This window comes from Aquirufa sp. OSTEICH-129A (assembly GCF_054558355.1).
The window spans coordinates 27,994-49,659 of the sequence record NZ_JBPXKC010000003.1; the positions used below are offsets into that span (position 1 = coordinate 27,994).

Here is a 21,666-nt window from a genome sequence, read left to right on the forward strand (position 1 = left end):
CTTTATTTCTTTTTGGTTGAAGTGGACGTAGAAGCAATTTCAGCAGCGCGTTTCACTGCATTATGAATGCGGTGGTAGGTACCGCAGCGACAAATATTCCCAGACATTCCAGCCACGATATCGTCATGGCTAGGTTTTGGATTTTTCTTCAAAAGGGCAGCTGCAGTCATAATTTGACCTGCTTGGCAATATCCACATTGAGGAACATCTAATTCATCCCAGGCAACTTGAACAGGGTGTTCTGCCTTTTCATTTAAACCTTCAATGGTCGTAACCGCTGATTTCCCAACGGCAGAAACAGGCAACACGCAAGAACGCATAGGTTCTCCATCAATCCATACGGTGCAAGCGCCACATTGAGCTATACCACAACCATACTTGGTTCCTACTAGAGATAAATGATCTCTCAGAACCCATAGCAAAGGTGTATTGGGATCTACCTCCACTTTCACCTTTTTACGATTAATCTGTAATTCGATCGACTCCATTGTTAATTGGTTTAAAAAGATAAACGAAATATTATTTACGTTTTTTTGATTTTGTTTCTACTGGAACAAGCTCTTTCACTCGAATGTTTCGGAATTTCAGTTCATTTCCATGACCTAAAAAGCCAATATGCCCTTTGGGATTAAATAATCCTGGATGTTCTTTATGATCTGGGGTTCCACCTTTGGTTGCCTCAGCAATATCCCCATCTAAAATTACCTCACCATTTAAAATCACCTTAATGTGATTTCCCTCGGCAATTACTTCTTGTTGATTCCACTCGCCTACCGGTTTTAAGAATCCTTTTTTGGCTGGGATAATGCCATACACTGAACCATGATATTGATATGGCTGTAAGTTGGCATATACAGGAGCAGTATTATCCAAAATTTGTAATTCCATACCCACATAGGCAGCATCTCCTGTCAATGGGGCACGAATCCCCAAACCATTGTTTGCTCCAGGAGTTAATTGGAATTCAAATTTAAAATGGAAATTGGCATATTCATTTTTGGTGAACAAATTACCTTTACCGCCACGCTTTGGATAGATCACCAAATTGCCATTTTCTGGTACGTAATCCGTGGTGTTTCCTGTCCACTTAAACAAAGAGGAACCATCAAACAAAAGCTCAAAACCTTGTGCTTTTTCCTCTTCAGAAAGAGTTTGTAAAGGTTGAGGCTCTAATTCTTTGACATAGATATTACGGTAAACAATGTGATTACCATGAGCCTGTAATTCAATCGCATCCTTCACAAAAATCGGGATTTTACGATCCCAATAGTTTTCTAAAATAGTATTATCCACTACCAGTTCACCGTTTAAATAAACAGTTACACGCTCACCCACCATTTTGATGTAGAATGTATTCCATTCTTCCACTGGGTTATCGGCCACCATTAATGGATTTTTCGCATTGATTTGATTGTTATACAATCCTCCTGAACCTACATTGGCTCCTACTTTTAAAAGAGAAATATCCCAAATTTGAACCTGAGGGGCTCCACGTAAATAAATACCCGCATCACCAGCTTTTTCGATTTTCCAATCTACATACATTTCAAAATCCTGGTAATCTTTTACCGAACATAGGTTATCTCCATGACCTGTGAAATGCAATTCATCATCTTTGGCATACCATCCTTTGCGCATATTTTCATCGGCTTTCACCTGCTTAATCGCTAAACTATCAGCTGACATAGCACGGCGCTTAACTGGATTTTCAACTAATCCTTTCCAGCCAGATAAATCTTTACCATTGAACATAGAATAGAAACCAACTTTATTTCCTAAGGCATCTATGGCCTTTTGAGTAGAAGCTCGTAATTCAGCTGAAGAGATGAAAGGCATAGCTTCCAAGACCCAAGCCTTTGTCATTTGACCTTGTAATGCTGGATTCCCAACAAATAAAGTAGCTAAACCATCGGCAGCGACTGAACGGGCATTGGCTTCTTGTAAACCTATTTGCAAGGTTCTCATGGCAGATAAACTTGGGCAACGACCCAAACCTCTAAACACCAAAGCACGCGTGTCCATATCTTGAGTCAAATCCAACACCTTACGATAACGTAAAATTTGCTGGGTAACATTCTGCGTGGCTTTACCATTACTTTTCACGTATGCCTTGATTGCTTCCAAATTCTTGGTTTTTTTGACCAAGTCGCCTAACCAAACTAATGATTCTGCTTCTGAAACAAAAGGTACCCAGTTCAATTGATTTTTAGCTTTCAGGGCATAAGAATTTACTTTCGTAGCCACGCTTGGATCTAACTTTTGAATTTGAGTAATGCAATTTTGCAAATGCTTTACCTCGCTTTCATTACTAGCACTCGAAAGTTTTTGAGCAATAATATCAAAATCTGCTGCACTTACCCATCGATATAATACTTGATAAGCTGCAGCGCGGGTAGCCTCATTTGACTGAACTGCATTCCAAACATGTGATTTTATGGCCGGCCATTGACGGTAAGACGCATAAATAATCAACATGGTTTGTTGAGATGCACTGAGTGTAGCATAAGAACCCAGCATTTTTTCAAAAAAGCTATTGGCTGCTAAATTGCTAGCCACCTCTCCTACGGCAATTCCATCTACTTCTGTTGCAGCAGCGGTAGCCCAAACTTTAGCTAAACCTGCATTGCCTTGGATTTTCAATCGAGCAATGGATGCTGCTGTACGAAGAGAAGCATTTTTAGATGCTTCAGCGGTTGAAATTTGAGTTAATGCCCAAGCAACTTTAGCATTTCCTGCTGCTTGTACAAAAGAAGTTTTCTTGGCATCGGAAAACTTTCCAAAGGCAGCGGCTATAATTCCAGCATCACTAGTTTTGGCATGCTTAATCAAATGCTTGACCAAATAAGCCTCTAGCTCATTATTGTTTGCTTTGGCAAATGCTCCTAATAAATAAGGAACGGGTGCCTTGGATTTCGACAATAAAACCTCACTCACTTTAATTTGAGAGCCTGCAGGCCAAGAAGTTACATTTAACTGACTTAATGCACTAGCATCTTTGGAAGCTTTAACAAAAGACAAATAGGCTTCTAATGCTTGAGTTGGCTCATAAGCTCCATTAGCCTTGGTCGCTTGCTCTTTTAAAATTTTAGCAGCATTGGCTGAGCCTAAGGTCGATATCGACTTTAAAATCAATTGATTAGTACGTTGATCTGTCGAGGGCCATAAGGCTTCGATGGCTGGTCCTGCAGCTTTATAATTGATATCGGTCAAAGCCTGAATCATGTCTTTTTGAAAAGCCGCATTACCTTGCTGGAGGGCGGCAATCAGTGCTTTGCCCACTTGATCTTGACCAAATGGTGCCAGTTTAACTAATAAACGGGCAGCGGGTCCAGCCAAATGATTCTTTTGCAAGAATGGAATAATGACAGGAATGGATTCAGCACGAGCAATAGGTTGTAAGGCTAACATGGCAATAGCCTGCGCATTTACATCCGTTGATTCTTGAACAATTTTCAAATTCGCTTGTACTCGAGCCGCACGATCCGCTTCATTGCCTCCCGTCTTTACGGAAATGGCCGTGGGCTGTTTTTGCGCTAACATGGGTACCTGAGCCAGTGCACCAATCAGCAATAAATTAAGTATTGAAGTAGTATATTTTTTCATTTTGATTACATAGTAAATGGTGCACGCATTGGTTGATCAATCAAACGATTGGCCTCTTCATCTCCAACAAACTCTTGTTTTATTGGATCGAATTTCAAGTTTCTGTTTAATCTCATCGCGATTAAACCCATATTGACGATGGTACAAGAACGGTGACCATTTTGATCATTTAAAGCAAAGGTTTTTCTTCCTTTCACGGCATCAACAAAATCTGTTTGCTGAGCAGGAGGCTCAGGGAATTCTGCCAACTTACGTTCCAAATCAGGAATATCCGTCTTAAAACCACGGAATACCTTTCCTTTTGGGCCTTCAATATAAGCCACATTCTCATCTCTACCTTCACCATCTAATACGATTTGACAACCATCAGCGAAAGTATAGGTAATACGGCGGAAAGTGCCCACAGCATCAGCATCCTGAACAGGAGCATCTACTTCGACATAAATCGGACTCGTATCATCTTTTCCTAATAAATATTGCACGGGGTCAATATAATGCTGTCCCATATCGCCTAATGCACCTCCATCATAATCCCAATATCCACGGAAAGTCTGGTGGGTACGATGAACATTATATGGTTTGTAAGGAGCTGGCCCTAACCACATATCGTAATCCAATTCAGCTGGAACTGGCTGTTGGGTTAAACCAGTTTTCCCAACCCAATAAAATTTCCAATCAAAACCTGTATGCCTAGAAATAGTCACTTTCAAAGGCCAACCCAATAAACCTGAATCAACTAATTTCTTGATTGGCTTGATGGTGGTGTTCATCCCATAAAAATTACCCTCAAAACGGAACCAGGTATTTAGTCGGAAGATTCTTCCATGTTGCTGAACTGCTTCTGTTAATCTTTTTCCTTCGCCTATGGTACGCGTCATCGGTTTCTCACACCAAACGTCTTTACCGGCTTTGGCAGCATCGGCAGCAATAATACCATGCCAATGTGGAGGTGTTGCTACATGGACGATATCCACTTCTGGCAATTGAATTAATTCACGGTAGTCGCTAAAGGACTTCACTCCTTTCTCTACCTCATTTAAACCTAATTGTAAATTCTTTTTATCCACATCACATAGAGCTACTACCCTAGTGCCTGCATAAGGAATATGCCCACGACCCATTCCTCCTGTACCAACAATGGCCTTGGTCAATTGATCGCTTGGGGCTAAATAACCCTTACCCAAAACATGACGTGGAACAATACTAAAAGCAGCAAATCCTAATGCGGATTGCCCAATAAATTTTCTCCGAGAGACTTTCATATGATAAATAAGCTTATTGGGACAAGATAGAAAAAAAAAAGCTTTTTCTTGGACTTTACTATCATGGATTTATCCTGAGGAAGAAATTTTACTTTTCCTTGGCTGAAATAAGAATTTTGAAAATTTATCAAGAAGAAAATGGAAAGCCTAGCCTAACCAATAATCATGGCAAGCACAATATCAATAAATAGATGAAATAATGCGGAAAAAAAATCGTTGACCGAAGGATCTTTACTTCGATTTGCCTTCTTCATACAACGCTGGCAAGGTTCGGAACCTTGACAGCGTTTAGCATTCGGTCAACAATTAGCTAATCACTTGATAATAAATACTTTATAGCATCAATTAAAAAATGCTAAAATTGTCTACATTTGAAAAATACGTTCTATAATTTATATCTCATGAATAGACAAGAATTCCTCCTTCAATCAGGCATACTGACTGCATTAACTGGTATCCCAAGGTCATCTTCGGACCACAATCCAAGTTACACAGACCCATTAAAACCATTTCTTTTGAATCCATTACCACCCTTAGATCATAAAGGTTCCATGGATATTAGAGTTAGAGTTAAGTCTTCCATGACTAACGGAACATATTCTAATGTAGAGTGTGCTGTGGCTCCCAAAACAATGGGGCCTGCGCCCCATATTCACAAAGAATTAGATGAGTTAATGTATGTTATTGATGGAACAGCAAGTGTAATTGTAGGAGATGAAATAGTTCAAATAAAGGCTGGAGGCTGGCATTTAAGACCACGAATGATTGAACACACCTTTTGGAATGCCAGTGACAAACCATTATTGTTCTATGATATGTATTTTAATCAACCATTTGAGGAATATCTGGAAATTGTATTCCATCAACTGACTGCAGAAAATGGATATCCCAATGGCTCAGAGGCAAAAGGCAAGCAAATAAGAGCATTACAAGAAAAATTCGGCCTAATGGCTGCACCAAATGCAAATGCCAAAAAATTAGAAATCATGAAAAAATATGATTTAAAATAATCCTCAATTGAAAGGATTATCAATAAATAGATGAAATAATGCGGAAAAAAAATCGTTGACCGAAGGATCTTTACTTCGATTTTCCTTCTTCACGCAACGCTGGCAAGGTTCGGAACCTTGACAGCGTTTAGCATTCGGTCAACACCACTACCAAACTTCTTGCTCCATGGGCGCCAATCACCAAGGATTGTTCGATATCTGCTGTTTTGGATGGTCCAGATAAAAAGACGCCAAAGCCTGTTTGCTTATCACCTAATCTGATATAGGCTTCTTGTAGGGTAGGTAAAAGATTATTTTTAGAAAGATAAATCACTAAATGCTGACAAATAAAAGGTGCCACTCGGTGAGGTAAAATAGAATCATCGAGCCAAATGGCCCCATTTTCTGCCACGCCAAAATCGCCGTCAATTTCCAAGACGTCTATTTCAGCCAAACTTAAACCATCAGCTAATGGATGTAAACGGACACGTTGCATGTTGGGGAAATATTCATCTAGTTTTACACTGGCATCCTCAGCTTTGGCAACCTGAATTACGCTGGTACTAACTACCTGCATGGAATGCAAAAAATCTGCTAGAGTATCCTCTCCATGCACCTGAGCACTAAAAGCCCCAGGATAGTCTTTGGTAGGTACTTGCACTTCTTGTAATGCCTTTAATATTTCTTCCCGACTGCTCATGATCGATTCGATTTATACCATTCCTGAAAACTTTGTTTTGGTGGAGCTGGCATTTCTCTTTGTTTATACCAAGGATTCAAACCATTATTCACCATAAAAGGGAACCAACTCATTACCTTTCTGCCTATTCCCCCAGCCATTCTAAAAACGGCAGGACTTGACATCAACCAAGCCATCAATTTCATTCCAATAACTTTTCCTGCAGGTGCCAATCCTTCTTTCATTAAATCCTGTCGCCAAAACCATAATTGCTCATGGATATTAATTTTAACCGGACAAACATTGGAACAGCTACCACACAATGTACTAGCAAAAGGTAAGTCTGCATTCGACTTTTTATCAAAATTAGGTGCTAAAATTGAACCGATTGGCCCAGCAACTGGCTGATGATAACTATGTCCACCACTACGGCGATAGACAGGACAGGTATTAAAACAGGCTGCGCAACGAATACACTTCAAGGAATTCCTAAATTCATCACGAGCCAATTGTCTTGAGCGTCCATTATCCACCAAAACAATGTGCATTTCTTGTCCTTCCCGGGGTTTGGCAAAATGACTAGAATACGTAGTAATCAATTGCCCCGTGGCGCTGCGTGCCAATAATCGAAGAAAAACACCCAAATCTTGTCTTTTGGGAATAATTTTTTCAATTCCCATACAGGCAATATGTACATCAGATAAATGTGCGCCCATGTCGGCATTACCCTCATTGGTACAAACCACAAATTCACCTGTTTCAGCTACCGCAAAATTCACACCGGTTATAGCGACCTTAGCTCCCAAGAACTTTTCTCTGAGGTGAATTCTAGCCGCTTCCGTTAAGAACTGAGGATCTTTATTTCCTTTGGGTGTCCCTAAATGCTGATGAAATGTTTCTCCAACATCCTCCTTTTTCAAGTGAATGGCGGGTAAAACGATATGACTAGGAACCTCATTTCTAAACTGAACAATCCTTTCTCCTAAATCAGTATCCACTACATCTATTCCCTTTTTTTCTAGAAAGTCATTTAAATGGCATTCTTCCGTCAACATCGATTTGCTTTTGACTAAAGCTTTATCTCCATGTTTTTGAATGATGGAATACACGATTTCATTATGTTCATGAGCATCTTTGGCCCAATGAACCTGAATGCCGTTCGCCTGGGCATTGGCTTCAAACTCCAATAAATATTGAGGCAAATGACTAAGCAAGTGCTCTTTAATCTGGGAAGCTTGTTCCCTTAAGGCTTCCCATTCAGGAAGCAATTTACTTGCCTTATCCCGTTTGGATCTCACAAACCACAAGGTATCGTCATGCCAATCGGTTCTTTCCTGATTGGCAATGAATTTCTCAGAAGCTTCCGCGTGACTAAGCATGTGCATTCAATATTTCTACGATGTGTTTTACTCCAACTTTCGATCCGGAACGTTTCAAAATTCCTTCCATGTGCATTAAACAAGAAGTATCAGCTCCTACAATGTATTCCACCTCATTTGCTTGATGCTCTTGTATTCTATCTTGCCCCATTTTAACAGAAACTGCTTCCTCTGTCACACAAAATGTGCCTCCAAAACCACAGCATTCATCCTGGCGCTCCGGATATTTCCACTCACAACCTTTTACCAAATCTAATAAATAGGTCAATTTAGAAAATGGCTTCTCATTTAATTCTGTCATGGAAGAAATACCTAAACCTCTTTGTCCATGGCAACTTTGATGTAAACCGACTTTATGAGGAAAATAAGCAGGCAAAGATTTTACTTGCAAGACATCCACCAAAAATTCACAAATCTCATATACACTAGATCTAATTTTTGGATCTGGATGGTGCTCCTTCAAATGCAATACACAGGAGCCAGAAGGCCCTACGATGTAATCAAATCCGGAAAAATTATCAGAGAAATTGGTATCACAACCTCCCGTAATATTTGCGAAACCTGAATTAGCCATGGGTTGTCCGCAGCAAGTTTGATTCACAGGAACAACAACCTCACAACCTAATTTCTCCAATAATTCTAAGCTAGCAATAGCAACTTGTGGATAGAATTGATCAATGTAACAGGGAACAAATAAGGCTACTCGCATGCTTCATATCTTTTTAGGCTTACCAAATTAATGGGTATTTCTTGATCATTCCACGACGAATGTATCGCTAAGGCTGCCCCTAATGAACTCGCCTGAGCTACTTCAGCTCCATAAATGGCAACATTAGGAAAGGCAAAGGCCAAAAGCTGCATATAAATTTCATTTTTACTAAATCCACCGTCTACCAATATACGGTCTACTGGGGAAGAGTCCAATAACAATCGTAAAGAATAGATTTGTTGAACTACCAAATCTACCATAAACTGCTGGTATGCTTGTTCAAAATTTTCAAAACTTGACAAATCACGCCCATCGAATCCAGAATTAGCTAAAAAAGCAGCATTGGCTTCCTGCAAGGAAGGCATATTGTTTTGTATTTGAGACTTCAATCGAGCATTCAAATGCGTCGAATATGGAATCTGTAAATGGGCCTTTTTATCTACTCCAAAATGAGCTTGCAATCTTTTCAATTGAATTTCATGCTCATTGCCAGCAAATAGGCGTGCAGCTTTTACCGGCTTTCCATTATATTGTAAAAATGATAAGACATCATTTTTAAGCTCGACAGGCGTCAATGGTTGGGCATTGAAAGGATGCATGGAAATACACCAAGTACCCGTTGAAAGTAATAAAAATGGTTCTTTAAATTGTTTCAAATAAGGAATCAATGCCGATGAAGAATCATGCAATCCTACCCCGACTGGCAGATTGGATGAACTCATTGGAAAAGTCTGATTGGCTAAAACAGTGGGTGGTAACATATCCACCAAACCTTCTTGTTCTACCCAGGTATGGTAGCGCTGATGGTCAAAATCCCACAAATGGGTATGGCAACCCACTGAGGTCAATTCCGTGTAAAATTGATGAGTAAATAAACTGGATAAATAATTGGGCCAATGCAATACCCAACGAATTCCTTTATGTTGATTTTTGGCAGCCTTAGCCATCCAATAGGCCATCATTCCGGAATTTAAACTACCTAAAATGGGCGAAGCCGTAGCCCGGGCTACTTCTGACTCTCCTCCGTATTTAGCATAGAATTGATTCGCTAACTCTGCGGGAAATGGCTTTAAATAATTATATAATGGCAATACTGAATTGCCTTGATCATCTACAAAAACCACAGAAGCTCCGTATCCAGAAAAATTCAAAGCTAAAATTTCAAAGCGAGAATCTTGCTGAACTTCAGCAAATGAGGATAATACCCAGGATTGAACCGCGGCTAAATCCTCCCCCATGAAACCATCTTCATCGGGAATTTCTAGAAAATTTTGACTTTTCTCAAAGACTATTTGGTAGTTTTTATCCCAAAGAAATAGCTTCTTATTGGTTTTGCCAATATCGAAAATTGCAATAACGGGAAGTTTCTCCAGCACTGACATCTTATAATCCCGTAGCTTGGGTTTTTGCGCCTCTTTTTTGTATCAATTGATTTCTAATACCTAATTCACGGAATAAAGCCAAAGGATCTAAGGCCCCTCCTAATTCTAATCGAGCTTGTGCTACTAAGGCTCGTACATCCGTACGGAAAGCTGTTTGCAAGATTTCCTGGCATGCCACCACATCGTTTTCATTTCTAGCTTTTTCTAATGCAGAACGATCTACCAATAATGCTTGTGCATAGGCCATTTGAATGGCTTCCACCGATTGAAGTAAATCCTCCAAAGGATCTTTAACGTTATGCGATGCGTCAATCATCCATCCTAAATCTTTGGCATGATTCATACCTTTGGCATCCATTCCATCCACTAATTCATTGAAAATCAAGAACAATTGGTAAGGCTTGATAGAGCCTGCGGTCAAATCATCATCTCCATATTTAGAATCATTGAAGTGAAAACCACCCAATTTACCTTCCATCAACAGTAAAGCAACTATTTGCTCAATGTTGGCATTGGGTAAATGATGGCCCAAATCCACTAAGGTAAATGCTTTTTCACCCAATTTATTCACCATGGAATAGGATTGTCCCCAATCTCCCACGGTAGTAGAATAGAAATTAGGCTCATAGGCTTTGTATTCTAAAAACAACTTCCAATCACTTGGTAATGCGGCATAAATTTCTTTTAAACTATCGACGGTACGTTCGTATGCTTTTCTAAAGTTCAACTGTCCTGGAAAGCAAGAACCATCAGATAACCACACGGTCAAAGATTTTGATCCTAATTCAATACCTTGTTGGATCACCTCAATATTATGCTGAACAGCCTGTTTTCTTACCGCTGCATCTACATGTTGCAAGGAGCCATATTTATAACTTAAGGCTTGATTAGCTTGATCTTGAAAAGTATTGGAGTTAACTGCATCAAATGCCAAACCATGTTGGGCCGCTAAAGCTTTAACAGCCGCAGGATTCGTGGTACTATCCCATGGAATATGCAAGGAAATAGCGCCTGAGCTTTGGTTTAAAGCATGCAGCAAACCTACATCAGCAATTTTTTCTTCGAGATTACGAGGTTCACCACCCCCTGAAAAACGACCAAATCGCGTCCCACCTGTGCCTAAGGCCCAAGATGGAATCGCGATCTGAAAATCTTTCAATTTGGATATCAAATCAGATGGAATAGCTACCTCTGATTTAATAAATGTATATCTTCTTTCGTGCGCAGCTAAACGAAGCGCATTGTGGTCATGTAATTTTTCTCCAACAAACATCTAATTCTTTCCGATTTAACGTAAAAATCCTGCAGCTACACCTCCATCAACATTCAATGCATTTCCGGTAGATTTATGCAACAATCCGCCAACAAATGCGTAACAAGCATTGGCAATATCTTCTGGCAAAATAGATTGATTTAATAACGTACGCTTCGCATAGAAAGCAGGTAATTCTTCTACCTTAATTCCATAAGCCTTGGCACGTCCTTCTGCCCAACCTCCGGCCCAAATATTAGAATCCGCAATAACAGCATCTGGATTAACGGTATTCACACGAATACGATCTGGCCCCAATTCCGCTGCCAATAAGCGAGTCATATGAGCCTGAGCCGCTTTTGCCGAACCATAACCAGCGTTATTTGGTCCAGCAACAAATGCATTTTTAGAAACAATATTAACAATATCCCCTCCTAAATTTTGCTTACGCATGATGGCTACAGCTGCTTGGCTTACCAAGAACTGCCCTTTCACTAAAATATCAAATAAGCGATCCCAATCTTGTTGAGTATGCTCTAAAATTCCTTTTGAGATACTGATACCTGCATTATTGACAATCACATCAACCCCACCAAAAGCTAAACAAGCTTCCCCGAAGGCTTTTTCAATGGATTCTTGACTAGTAACATCTGCCAGGACAGTCGATACAGAATCTTTACCAAATAAAGAAGTGAATTCTTTCTTTGCCTCTTCCATGCGCTCAGCATTAACGTCGTTAATAACCACGCATGCTCCTTCTTGAGCCATTTTCTTAGCTATAGCCTTACCAATTCCACCTGCTGAACCTGTCACAAAAGCCACTCGGCCAGACATGCTCTTAGGTTTTGGCATACGCTGCAATTTAGCTTCTTCCAATAACCAATACTCAATATCAAATGCCTCTTGACGCGGTAAAGAGGTATACTTAGAAATAGCCTCCGCTCCACGCATCACATTGATGGCATTGGTGTAGAATTCAGCGGCCACACGAGCAGTTTGCTTATCTTTTGCAAAGGTAAACATACCTACGCCCGGGTATAAAATAACCACTGGATTTGGGTCACGCATGGCTGGACTATTCGGACGAGCACATGTGGCATGGTATTCTGCGTACATGGCACGATAAGCTTCAAACAAAGGTTGAATTTGTGCCTTAATTCCGTCTACATCAGATAAATCTTGATCTGGTTTCAAATTCAAAACCAATGGCGAAATTTTAGTACGCAAGAAGTGATCTGGACAAGATGTTCCCAGAGGAGCTAGTACATCCAAATCATTGGAATTAATGAATTGAAGGACGCGCTCATCATCCGAAAAATGTCCAATCATTTGAACATAAGAAGAGCAGAAGCCTCTCAATACTGGCGCAATGGCCTTAGCTTGAGAAATACGCTTTTCTGTATCTAAAGAGGAAATTTTTGGCCCTCCAAAAACAGGTCTGGTCTTTCCTTCATTTTGCTTAATGTATTCAGCACACTTTTCAATAACGTCAAGTGTATTTAAATAACAATCATATGAGGTATCTGCCCAAGTAAATAATCCGTGGGATCCTAACATAATTCCACGAAGCTGAATGCCTTTGGCTGCTGCCTCTTGTAAACAAGCACGCAACTGTAAACCTAAATCAAATCCCGGACGCTGCCAGCCAACCCATCCAATCTGTCCGCCAAATAATTCTTCCGTAATTTTCTTACCATCTTTAGCTGCTGCAATGGCAATTGCCGCATCGGGATGTAAGTGATCTATGTGTTTGAATGGTAAGAAACCATGCAAAGGAGTATCAATAGAAGGTGCCTTAGAAGCTAAGTCAAAAATACAATGGTTGAATAACTCCACCATCTCATCTTCATGCTCTAAGCCACGATATACATTTTCTAAACTCAATAAACGATCTAAATACAAGGCCGCACATCCCGATTTTTTCAGAGTACCGATGTCTCCACCAGAACCTTTAATCCACATTACCTCCGTCTCTTGTCCAGTTAAAGGATCTTTATCTTTTATTTTAACCGAGGTATTACCACCTCCATAGTTCGTAATTCTTAAATCTGCCCCAAGTATATTGGACCTATAAATAAATAAATCTACCTCGTTTCCAGATAAAGATGCTGCTTTTGAATCCTCCCATAGGTAGGATACATGCTGATAATTTTGGGACATATCTCCTTTTTTTCAGTAAAATTAAACCTTGTCAAGTTAAAACCGTCCTAGTCTTTATAAGGACAGTCCTATTTTTTATTTCTTACTCTTTTTAGTGGCAGGCATGGCTTGGTCAAAATAATCGACCACCAAATGGCTCAAAGCCTTTACTCCAAGCTCAAAACCTGACTCATCTATTTGAAAATCAGGGGTATGATGACTTGCTACGGGCACATTTAGTTTATCCAAAGGTCTTCCTCCTAAAAAGAAAAAGAATCCAGGTACCTTTTCTTGAAAAAAACTAAAATCTTCTGCCCCTGTATGAGCAGGTTTTAATAAGACCTTATCACGACCATTCAAGGCGATGAGTGAAGGAAGCATTTTATCCACCAAGTTTACATCATTTATTGTAGCTGGGTATCCCGTTCCAATATGCACATCTGCCTCCGCACCGCCACTCTTGGCAATGTTCGTAGCAATATCCTTAATCCGCTGGTGCACTAATTTTCTTTGTTCCGTACCAAAAGTCCTAATGGTTCCAATCATACTAGCATTCTCTGGTATAATGTTATACCGAATACCACTATGAATAGCTCCTACCGTGACGATGGCCGGGTCCTCCGGCAAATTGACATTCCGACTAACTATCGTCTGCAATCCCATAATAATCTGGGAAGAAATAACAATGGGGTCTATGCCTTGCCAAGGATAGGCTCCATGTGCTTGCTTTCCTTTTACTTGAATATCCAACTCGTCCACAGCAGCCATCGTGGCTCCTGGACGATACTGAATCGTTCCTGCAGCTGCTTCTGCCATGATATGTAATCCAAATATGGCATCTACTTTAGGATTTTCTAAGACACCCTCTTGAACCATCAATTCAGCTCCGGAAACAATTTTCTCTCCTCTCGCTCCATACACTCCTTCTTCAGCCGGTTGAAAAATAAATTTGACCGTTCCAGCTAAATTAGCCTTTTCCGAGGCTAAAATTTCTGCTACTGACATCAATATGGCCATATGACTATCATGCCCACAAGCATGCATGATGCCTGTTTTTTGGCCATTATATTCTGTGGTAACCTTCGACTTAAATGCTAAGTCTCCGCGCTCAGTGACAGGTAAACCATCCATATCTGCCCGTAAGGCAACTACCGGTCCAGGTTTTCCTCCTTTGAGTATCCCAACCACACCTGTTTTTGCTACTTTTTCTAGTACCTCTATCCCCAAGGATTTTAAATGTGCCGCAATAATACCCGCTGTACGAACCTCATTATTTCCCAGTTCAGGATGTTCATGAAAATCCCTTCTCCAAGCAATGGTTTTAGATTCAATGACTTGAGCTTTCTGGTTAATACTGGGCTTCAGAGAAGCTTGCGCTAGAGCCCATGGACCCATCAGCAATAAGGCTGGTAAAGTAAATAATGATTTCATATACGAGTTTTTATAGCAAACAAAAGGAAAGAGCTGGGCTCTTTCCTTGATTATTGAGTTGATGCAATTTACAAAAAAACATCACTAAGCTTCATGATAAAATCACTTAGCTTAATGTTTCTTACTTTAGGATGCGTATCCCCACTTCTTCATAATTTCCAAATCTTCTCTAACGCAATCAATCGGCTTTTTGCCCTGATAAGATTCCTGCTCAATGATGAAATGCTTCGTTCCGCCTTTCTTTTCGCCTAATTTCACCATCTCCAAAACAGAAATGATGCCCGTACCCAAAATGGTACTTTCATATTTTTCTCCATGACCAGCTGCAGCGGCTATCTCATCTTTCACGTGCATGGATACGAAACGACCAGGATATTTCTTTAAAATGTCAGCAGGAACTCCACCGCCATTGATCATATTACCTATATCCAGCTGCTGGGCTACCAATTTTGAATCGGTATTCTCCATGATTAAATCAAACAAAGTCACTCCATCCAATTTCTCAGAAAATTCAAAATCATGGTTGTGGTATCCAAAACGCATGCCTGACTTTTGGCATAACTCACCCGACTTATTGAAAACATCCATGTAGGTTTTGAATAAACTCGATGAGGTACGTATCGACTTATCCAAAGATGGGCTGATGACAATCTCTTGGCCGCAAACCGCCGCATCTTCTACTGTATATTTCCACAAATCCGTAAACTCCTTTTTAGACTCATCCCAGTGTTGCTTACCCATAACAGTATGACCACTCGGCATTTTTAATCCTAAACCGTCCAATCGCTTTCTAAATTCTTGTGCAGACCAACCATAAAACTTACGGTTGACGTAATTGGCATGTTCAACATATTTGTAACCCATTTCGGCCAATTTTGTTAAAGTACCCATTGGGTCTGTTTTCATATCCTCCCGAATGGAGTATAATTGAACACCTACTATTTTCTTTGCTTTGGCATTGGCTAAAGCTTCCCATGTCGAAGAAGTGAAGGCTGCTGCTCCTAAAGCAATAGCTCCTTTCTGTAAAAATGATCTACGCGATGAATTCATAATTATTTAGATTTATTTATCTTTCAAAATTAGAATTCTAATTGAATTTTTTATCCTTTTCTGAGATTATTTATCTGAAGTGACTTAATTGTCATCCACGATTTTATAGAAAAAGCGTAACTTCGAAGACTATGCAACCGCTCGCCGAACGAATGCGTCCTTCTTTGTTGGAGGATTATATTGGACAAGAACATTTGATGGGACCTCAAGGTCCACTTCGAAGAGCTATTGATGCAGGACATTTACCCTCCTGTATCCTTTGGGGGCCTCCGGGTGTGGGAAAAACTACCCTAGCTACTCTGTTAGCAACAGCTTTAAAAAGAACCATATACACGCTATCGGCGGTTTCTTCCGGAGTGAAAGAGGTCAGGGAAACCTTAGAATTAGCGAAAAAAAATAGGATGTTTGAGGCCAATTCGCCCATCCTTTTTATTGATGAGATTCACCGTTTTTCTAAATCCCAACAAGACTCTTTATTAGGTGCTGTAGAAAAAGGAATCGTTACTTTAATCGGGGCCACCACAGAAAATCCCTCTTTTGAAGTTATATCCGCTTTACTTTCCCGTTGCCAAGTATATGTACTTCAACCTCTTTTGGAATCACACATGGTCCAAATGTTGGAAAAGGCCATCCAGATAGATCCACTATTTAAGGGGAAAAAAATCACCTTGGAAGAGACAGATGCACTCTATCATTTTTCGGGAGGGGATGGCAGAAAGTTGTATAATTTGTTTGAATTACTCGTTAGCTCGGCTAATTCCAATGAACTTAACATTACTAATGCCTTAGTTACGGAAAGGTTACAAAAAAACTTAGCGCTTTACGACAAAGACGGAGAGCAACATTATGATATTATTTCGGCATTCATCAAGTCGATTCGAGGCTCCGATGCCAATGCAGCCATTTATTGGTTGGCCAGGATGCTCCAAGGGGGAGAATCTTTGGAATTCATTGGCAGGCGACTGCTAATCCTAGCCTCAGAGGATATTGGATTAGCCAATCCGAATGCCCTATTATTGGCTCAAGCTTGTTTTGAATCCATTCGGGTCATAGGTAACCCTGAATCCCGTATCATTCTTTCTCAAACCGTGATCTATTTAGCTAATTCGCCCAAAAGTAATTCAGCTTATTTGGCAATCGATGAGGCCTTGGCCTTTGTGGAAAAAACGGGTAATCTACCTGTTCCCTTGCACTTGAGAAATGCCCCAACCAAACTCATGAAGGAAATGAATTATGGGGTAGCATATAAATATCCTCACAATTATCCAGGACATTGGGTGGCGCAAAATTACATGCCCGAATTGGAGGTTAATCCGGTATTTTATCAAGCTGCCCAAAATGCGGCTGAGGAAAAAATGAGGCAAAAAAATTCAAAAAAGGAAGATTAATCGTGACATTCCATCAAGAGTAATTGACCACTCTCATAGCTTATTTTCACCATTCCATCTGCTTTGGTCACATTACTTGAGCCCGTTCTAAGGCCGATGCACAAATCCATGCCATCTAATTCATACAATAATCCTGAACTAGAGATTTGTTTGGCTTCAGCCATGGGCATCAAGGAAATGGAAGTACCAGCTGGATACCACTTTTCAAATACGGGTGGTAACAAATAGCTCACTGAGTAATCATCTATCATGACAATTTTCAATTTTCGACCATAACTAGCCATTGAGTGAAAATTATTAAGCGTATGATCCATGCGTTTTCCTGTCGCCCAAACTACATTGACACCAGGGTATCCCTCTTCCAATAAATAATCAAAAGCTTTTTCTAAATCCGTTTTATTTTGGTCTGGGGTATGGATTTTTTTCAAAGGGTAATCATCATAATTTTTCCCTGAAGCGAATGAGCGATCAAAATCACCCAACCAAACATCCACTTTTATACCCAGTTCAATCACCCGCTCCAAGGCTCCGTCCAAGACAATCACCGTAGGAGACCACTCGAGTAATTGCTCAAGTATTTCTATGGAACATGCCTCTCCATTGGCTATGATTAAAGCAGGTTCTTGCTTATCTCGAATGATGTGATGAGATGACATATTAAGCTTGAAAATCTGATTTGCCGCCAGACTTCGACAATAATTTAGTTTCACGTATCACGAGCCCCTTTGAGACCGATTTACACATATCATAAATGGTTAATGCAGCCACACTAGCTCCTACCATGGCTTCCATTTCAACTCCTGTTTTGGCATGCAATCGACAAGTACATGTTATGATGATTTCTTCTGATTGAACATCCATCTCAAAGCTACAAGCATCAAGTCCTAGCGGATGACAAAGAGGAATTAAATCACCCGTTTTTTTGGCCGCCATAGTACCTGCAATGATGGCCGTTTGTAGAATACTTCCTTTTTTATTTTGCCAACCAGCCGCTTCGAAATGCTGAATGATTTCAGCCCCTAAATACACGATGGATTGAGCTTTGGCTTCTCTAGTAGTACTTATTTTAGCTCCAACATCCACCATACCAGGTTGATTTTGCGAGTCCAAATGTGAAAATTCTGCTGCCATAATGATGCTAATTGAAAACAAAAATACATCTATTGAGTCATTTCAGCGATTTTTTTAGAAATTTATAGATTAAGCCACAAGAAAAGATATGATTAAGCCACAAGAAGCCTTTCAAATACTCAAAGAAATACCAATCCCTCGCCAAAAAAATCACCGCCCATTAATTCAATGCTTGGGAGGTATTTTAATGGAAGATTTATTGGCAGATCGCGACTTCCCTCCTTTTGACCGCGTCATGATGGACGGTATTGCCCTGGGAAATATAAACCGAAGGGAATGGGTATTGGAAGGTACAGCCTATGCAGGTGAACCCCAGAAAAGTCTGATGCATGCAGATGGTGCCTGGGAAATTATGACAGGTTCCCCGCTACCTAAAAACTGTGTGGCAGTCATTAAAGTAGAGGATTTAACATTCTTTGAAAAAGAGGGTCAAAAATGGGTTTCCTGTCAACATGAAACCATCGAGAAAGGCAGTTTCATTCATCAGCAAGGAAGCGACATCCGACAAGGACAAGTCATATTAAAGAAAGGAACCCGGTTAAAAGCCAATCACATTGCCATTGCGGCAAGTGTCGGATATTCCCATTTGTGGATAAAAAGCCTAGGAGAAATTAGTGTTTTTTCAACAGGTGATGAGTTAGTTCCTATTGAATCAAAACCCTTAGAACATCAGATTAGATGTTCTAATTCCATCATGATGCAATCGTCCTTACAAAATTTGGGAATAGCATCGGAACATCATCATTTACCAGATGACCCCAATCTGATTAAAAATTCTTTGCTAGCCAGCCTAACAAAAAATGATATCATTTTACTTTCTGGAGGAGTTTCGGCAGGTAAAAAAGATTATATACCCGGTATTTTAAAGGAATTGGGGTTTGAAGCTAAATTTCATAAAATTGCTCAAAAACCAGGTAAGCCGCTTTGGGTAGGAAGTAGAGAAGATGGAAAAGTGATTTTTGCATTTCCAGGAAATCCTATCTCAACCTTGGTGTGTTTTTCTATTTATTTTTTATCTTGGATACAAGATCAAACTACTCCATTCCCTCAAGTTAAAATAAAAGGTTTACAGCCTCCATTGGCCAATTTAGATCATTGGATTCCGATTCAGTGGACCACGGAGAGTGAAGCTGTGGTATTGAAACATAATGGTTCTGGAGATTTGGTGCATTGGCAGCATGCCAATGCTTTGGCTTGGCAAAAAGCAAACGATCCCAGTGATGAATTAATCTATTTCCCTTTGTAGCTATGGAATTGCATGTACATACTTTCGACTTGCCTTTGAAACATACTTTCACGATTACGCATGAATCGAGGGATGTACAACCTACCCTGATTGTAGAATTAAGCTGGCATGGGAAAAGTGGTTTTGGGGAAGCTACGGAAACTCCTTACTATGGGGTGACCATGGAAAAAATGAAGCAGCAACTGGAGCTTATTCGATCCTTTTTACCCAGTGATATTCTTCCGCATCCAAATGATTTCTGGAAAATGATGTCCCAATATTTGTTGGACGACCACCCCTTTGCTTTATGTGCATTGGACGTAGCATATTGGGATTTATGGGGAAAAACGCATGATAAAGCTTTGTACCAATTATGGGGACTAGATATTTCAAAAAATCCAATCACCGATTATACGATAGGCATGGATAGTATCGAAGTAATGGTCTCTAAAATGAAAGAAATGCCATTCCCCCTGTATAAAATCAAACTTGGTACCAAGCAGGATATTGAAATTATCGAAGCCTTAAGAAAAGAAACCGATGCGGTTTTTCGAGTTGATGCGAATACCGCTTGGACAGTCGAGCAGACTTTGGAATTTGCCCCGAAATTAAAGGTATTAGGCGTGGAATTTATTGAACAACCACTACCAGCTACTGATTGGGAAGGTATGAAAATATTGAAAAAAGAATCAGTATTGCCCATTATAGCTGATGAAAGCTGCATCGTTGAAACAGATGTTTCTCGCTGCGCTGACTATTTCCACGGCATCAATATCAAACTCATGAAATGCGGAGGAATTACCCCCGCTTTGAGGATGATTCAGCAAGGTCGAAAATTAGGTTTAAAAATCATGGTGGGTTGTATGACTGAATCCACGATTGGCTGTTCGGCCATTGCCCAATTACTACCTATGTTGGATTATGTAGATATGGATGGATGTTTATTAGTGGAAGATACTATTTCCCAAGGCATACGCATTGATTATGGTCAAGTTATCTATGCCAAAGGTGGAGGAACTGGGGCAAAACTGATAAAGCATGACTAATTTTAGACATTTTGCGCATTCCATTCCTGGACGAATCATTGAGGTAGAAGGAAAACCGTATCGATGGTTAGGAGGCACAAATTATTTGGGAATTGGGGAACATCCTTTGTTTAATGAGAAACTAAAAAAAGGGATAGACCTATTCCCTCAAAACTGGGGCAGCTCAAGAAAAAACAATATTCAGTTTTCCGTTTGGAATGATTTAGAAAATACTTTGGCTGAAAAACAAGGTCATGAAGCGGCAGCTCTTTGCTCCTCTGGATTTGCAGCTGGTCAAATAGCTCTTCAATTTTTATTGAAACAATACCCAAGTGCCCGTTATTCTTTGGCTCCCTATTCCCATCCTGCCATTTCCACATTTCAACATTCCCCATTTGATGGAAGTCGAACATCATGGATTCAACATGGAATCAAGGAAAAGATAAAAATTATAGGTACAGATGGCATCAGAACGCCTTTTGTTGAGTTATTTGATTTTAATTGGACCGAAGACCTACATCAAGAGCAATTCCTATTGATCGATGAATCCCACCGCATTGGTGTCCAAGATATTCAAATAAATAGTTTAGCTCAATTACTTCAAACAGCCTCTTTATCCAAGGCTTATGGTATACCTGCGGGCATAATTATGGGTTCCCAATCTTTGATAGATGAAATCAAGAAAGATTCCTTATGGATTGGTAGTTCTCCTCCGAATTTGGCCTTTTGTTATGCATGTTTGCACGCCCATAAAGCCTATGAAGAACAAAGGGAAATATTGACTGAAAACGTGATACTATTTCAATCTAGTTTATCTGCATCCTCTGTGATTTGGGCGCCAGGCCATCCATCCTTCTGTACCACGAATGAAAAAATCATACAGAAATTAGAAAATCATGGATTTAAAATGAATCAGTTTTCTTATCCACAATGGAATGACCCGGCCATAGGAAGAGCATCGATTCATGCGACATTAAAAAAAGCTGACATAATGGAATTAAGTCAGCTTCTTCAAGAATAGT

General features: G+C 40.0%; 18 protein-coding genes. 5 read left to right on the forward strand and 13 right to left on the reverse strand.

What is annotated here, in order from left to right; all coding sequences use genetic code 11:
* Positions 1 to 2 precede the first annotated feature (2 nt).
* From SKC36_RS06650 to SKC36_RS06660, 3 genes are read right to left on the reverse strand one after another with little or no spacing between them, the layout of a single operon-like run.
* A complete protein-coding gene (locus tag SKC36_RS06650; RefSeq protein ID WP_459453627.1) occupies positions 3 to 488 on the reverse strand; it encodes a (2Fe-2S)-binding protein in 486 nt (161 codons plus the stop codon).
* 31 nt (positions 489 to 519) lie between these two features.
* Positions 520 to 3,603 (reverse strand): family 16 glycoside hydrolase, encoded by a 3,084-nt coding sequence (locus tag SKC36_RS06655; RefSeq protein ID WP_459465307.1) that lies wholly within the window; start codon positions 3,601 to 3,603, stop codon positions 520 to 522.
* A 5-nt stretch (positions 3,604 to 3,608) separates the two neighbouring features.
* Positions 3,609 to 4,865: a Gfo/Idh/MocA family oxidoreductase gene (locus SKC36_RS06660; protein ID WP_459465309.1), complete on the reverse strand. Its 1,257-nt coding sequence runs from the start codon at positions 4,863 to 4,865 to the stop codon at positions 3,609 to 3,611.
* 401 nt (positions 4,866 to 5,266) lie between these two features.
* Here SKC36_RS06660 and SKC36_RS06665 point away from each other — a divergent pair, with 401 nt between their 5' ends.
* Entirely contained in the window at positions 5,267 to 5,875 is a 609-nt protein-coding gene (locus tag SKC36_RS06665) for a cupin domain-containing protein (protein WP_459453625.1), read from the forward strand.
* 127 nt (positions 5,876 to 6,002) lie between these two features.
* Here SKC36_RS06665 and SKC36_RS06670 read toward each other — a convergent pair whose 3' ends face one another.
* The 8 genes from SKC36_RS06670 to SKC36_RS06705 all read right to left on the reverse strand — a co-directional run bounded on the left by SKC36_RS06670 (position 6,003) and on the right by SKC36_RS06705 (position 15,875).
* A complete protein-coding gene (locus SKC36_RS06670; protein ID WP_459453624.1) occupies positions 6,003 to 6,554 on the reverse strand; it encodes a LutC/YkgG family protein in 552 nt (183 codons plus the stop codon).
* Entirely contained in the window at positions 6,551 to 7,918 is a 1,368-nt protein-coding gene (locus tag SKC36_RS06675) for a lactate utilization protein B (protein WP_459453623.1), read from the reverse strand. Before SKC36_RS06675 ends, SKC36_RS06670 begins: the two co-directional genes overlap by 4 nt.
* Complete coding sequence (locus SKC36_RS06680) at positions 7,905 to 8,621, reverse strand: (Fe-S)-binding protein (protein WP_459453622.1); 717 nt, start codon at positions 8,619 to 8,621, stop codon at positions 7,905 to 7,907. The genes SKC36_RS06675 and SKC36_RS06680 overlap by 14 nt, the downstream gene beginning before the upstream one ends.
* A complete protein-coding gene (locus tag SKC36_RS06685; RefSeq protein ID WP_459453621.1) occupies positions 8,612 to 10,003 on the reverse strand; it encodes an FGGY-family carbohydrate kinase in 1,392 nt (463 codons plus the stop codon). The genes SKC36_RS06680 and SKC36_RS06685 overlap by 10 nt, the downstream gene beginning before the upstream one ends.
* 1 nt (position 10,004) lies before the next feature.
* Entirely contained in the window at positions 10,005 to 11,276 is a 1,272-nt protein-coding gene (locus SKC36_RS06690) for a TIM barrel protein (protein WP_459453620.1), read from the reverse strand.
* Positions 11,277 to 11,291: 15 nt separating this feature from the next.
* Positions 11,292 to 13,415 (reverse strand): bifunctional aldolase/short-chain dehydrogenase, encoded by a 2,124-nt coding sequence (locus SKC36_RS06695; protein ID WP_459453619.1) that lies wholly within the window; start codon positions 13,413 to 13,415, stop codon positions 11,292 to 11,294.
* 75 nt (positions 13,416 to 13,490) lie between these two features.
* Positions 13,491 to 14,825: an amidohydrolase gene (locus tag SKC36_RS06700; protein WP_459465311.1), complete on the reverse strand. Its 1,335-nt coding sequence runs from the start codon at positions 14,823 to 14,825 to the stop codon at positions 13,491 to 13,493.
* Positions 14,826 to 14,951: 126 nt separating this feature from the next.
* Positions 14,952 to 15,875 (reverse strand): sugar phosphate isomerase/epimerase family protein, encoded by a 924-nt coding sequence (locus tag SKC36_RS06705; RefSeq protein ID WP_459453617.1) that lies wholly within the window; start codon positions 15,873 to 15,875, stop codon positions 14,952 to 14,954.
* Positions 15,876 to 16,006: 131 nt separating this feature from the next.
* Here SKC36_RS06705 and SKC36_RS06710 point away from each other — a divergent pair, with 131 nt between their 5' ends.
* A complete protein-coding gene (locus SKC36_RS06710) occupies positions 16,007 to 17,263 on the forward strand; it encodes a replication-associated recombination protein A (protein ID WP_459465313.1) in 1,257 nt (418 codons plus the stop codon).
* Here the strand turns inward: SKC36_RS06710 and SKC36_RS06715 are convergent.
* Both SKC36_RS06715 and moaC read right to left on the reverse strand, forming a co-directional pair.
* On the reverse strand, positions 17,260 to 17,919 hold the full coding sequence (locus tag SKC36_RS06715) for a thiamine diphosphokinase (RefSeq protein ID WP_459453615.1): 660 nt from the start codon (positions 17,917 to 17,919) through the stop codon (positions 17,260 to 17,262). The genes SKC36_RS06710 and SKC36_RS06715 overlap by 4 nt on opposite strands.
* A 1-nt stretch (position 17,920) precedes the next feature.
* Positions 17,921 to 18,394 carry a cyclic pyranopterin monophosphate synthase MoaC gene (moaC, locus tag SKC36_RS06720; RefSeq protein ID WP_459453614.1) on the reverse strand — a complete coding sequence of 158 codons (474 nt, stop codon included), beginning with the start codon at positions 18,392 to 18,394 and terminating at the stop codon, positions 17,921 to 17,923.
* Positions 18,395 to 18,482: 88 nt separating this feature from the next.
* On the opposite strand from moaC, the gene SKC36_RS06725 reads away from it, so the two are divergent.
* The 3 genes from SKC36_RS06725 to SKC36_RS06735 are packed head-to-tail and all read left to right on the forward strand — an operon-like array spanning position 18,483 to position 21,665.
* Complete coding sequence (locus tag SKC36_RS06725; RefSeq protein WP_459465315.1) at positions 18,483 to 19,640, forward strand: molybdopterin molybdotransferase MoeA; 1,158 nt, start codon at positions 18,483 to 18,485, stop codon at positions 19,638 to 19,640.
* A 2-nt stretch (positions 19,641 to 19,642) separates the two neighbouring features.
* On the forward strand, positions 19,643 to 20,665 hold the full coding sequence (locus SKC36_RS06730; protein ID WP_459453612.1) for a dipeptide epimerase: 1,023 nt from the start codon (positions 19,643 to 19,645) through the stop codon (positions 20,663 to 20,665).
* Positions 20,658 to 21,665, forward strand: a complete 1,008-nt coding sequence (locus tag SKC36_RS06735; protein ID WP_459465317.1) for an aminotransferase class I/II-fold pyridoxal phosphate-dependent enzyme — start codon at positions 20,658 to 20,660, stop codon at positions 21,663 to 21,665. The genes SKC36_RS06730 and SKC36_RS06735 overlap by 8 nt, the downstream gene beginning before the upstream one ends.
* Position 21,666: the final 1 nt, after the last annotated feature.

What these genes read in the sequence shown, in the direction of transcription:
- SKC36_RS06650 (WP_459453627.1), bottom strand. Translation starts at nt 488, where the DNA reads ATGGAGTCGATCGAATTACAGATTAATCGTAAAAAGGTGAAAGTGGAG.
- SKC36_RS06655 (WP_459465307.1), bottom strand. Translation starts at nt 3,603, where the DNA reads ATGAAAAAATATACTACTTCAATACTTAATTTATTGCTGATTGGTGCA.
- SKC36_RS06660 (WP_459465309.1), bottom strand. Translation starts at nt 4,865, where the DNA reads ATGAAAGTCTCTCGGAGAAAATTTATTGGGCAATCCGCATTAGGATTT.
- SKC36_RS06665 (WP_459453625.1), top strand. Translation starts at nt 5,267, where the DNA reads ATGAATAGACAAGAATTCCTCCTTCAATCAGGCATACTGACTGCATTA.
- SKC36_RS06670 (WP_459453624.1), bottom strand. Translation starts at nt 6,554, where the DNA reads ATGAGCAGTCGGGAAGAAATATTAAAGGCATTACAAGAAGTGCAAGTA.
- SKC36_RS06675 (WP_459453623.1), bottom strand. Translation starts at nt 7,918, where the DNA reads ATGCACATGCTTAGTCACGCGGAAGCTTCTGAGAAATTCATTGCCAAT.
- SKC36_RS06680 (WP_459453622.1), bottom strand. Translation starts at nt 8,621, where the DNA reads ATGCGAGTAGCCTTATTTGTTCCCTGTTACATTGATCAATTCTATCCA.
- SKC36_RS06685 (WP_459453621.1), bottom strand. Translation starts at nt 10,003, where the DNA reads ATGTCAGTGCTGGAGAAACTTCCCGTTATTGCAATTTTCGATATTGGC.
- SKC36_RS06690 (WP_459453620.1), bottom strand. Translation starts at nt 11,276, where the DNA reads ATGTTTGTTGGAGAAAAATTACATGACCACAATGCGCTTCGTTTAGCT.
- SKC36_RS06695 (WP_459453619.1), bottom strand. Translation starts at nt 13,415, where the DNA reads ATGTCCCAAAATTATCAGCATGTATCCTACCTATGGGAGGATTCAAAA.
- SKC36_RS06700 (WP_459465311.1), bottom strand. Translation starts at nt 14,825, where the DNA reads ATGAAATCATTATTTACTTTACCAGCCTTATTGCTGATGGGTCCATGG.
- SKC36_RS06705 (WP_459453617.1), bottom strand. Translation starts at nt 15,875, where the DNA reads ATGAATTCATCGCGTAGATCATTTTTACAGAAAGGAGCTATTGCTTTA.
- SKC36_RS06710 (WP_459465313.1), top strand. Translation starts at nt 16,007, where the DNA reads ATGCAACCGCTCGCCGAACGAATGCGTCCTTCTTTGTTGGAGGATTAT.
- SKC36_RS06715 (WP_459453615.1), bottom strand. Translation starts at nt 17,919, where the DNA reads ATGTCATCTCATCACATCATTCGAGATAAGCAAGAACCTGCTTTAATC.
- moaC (WP_459453614.1), bottom strand. Translation starts at nt 18,394, where the DNA reads ATGGCAGCAGAATTTTCACATTTGGACTCGCAAAATCAACCTGGTATG.
- SKC36_RS06725 (WP_459465315.1), top strand. Translation starts at nt 18,483, where the DNA reads ATGATTAAGCCACAAGAAGCCTTTCAAATACTCAAAGAAATACCAATC.
- SKC36_RS06730 (WP_459453612.1), top strand. Translation starts at nt 19,643, where the DNA reads ATGGAATTGCATGTACATACTTTCGACTTGCCTTTGAAACATACTTTC.
- SKC36_RS06735 (WP_459465317.1), top strand. Translation starts at nt 20,658, where the DNA reads ATGACTAATTTTAGACATTTTGCGCATTCCATTCCTGGACGAATCATT.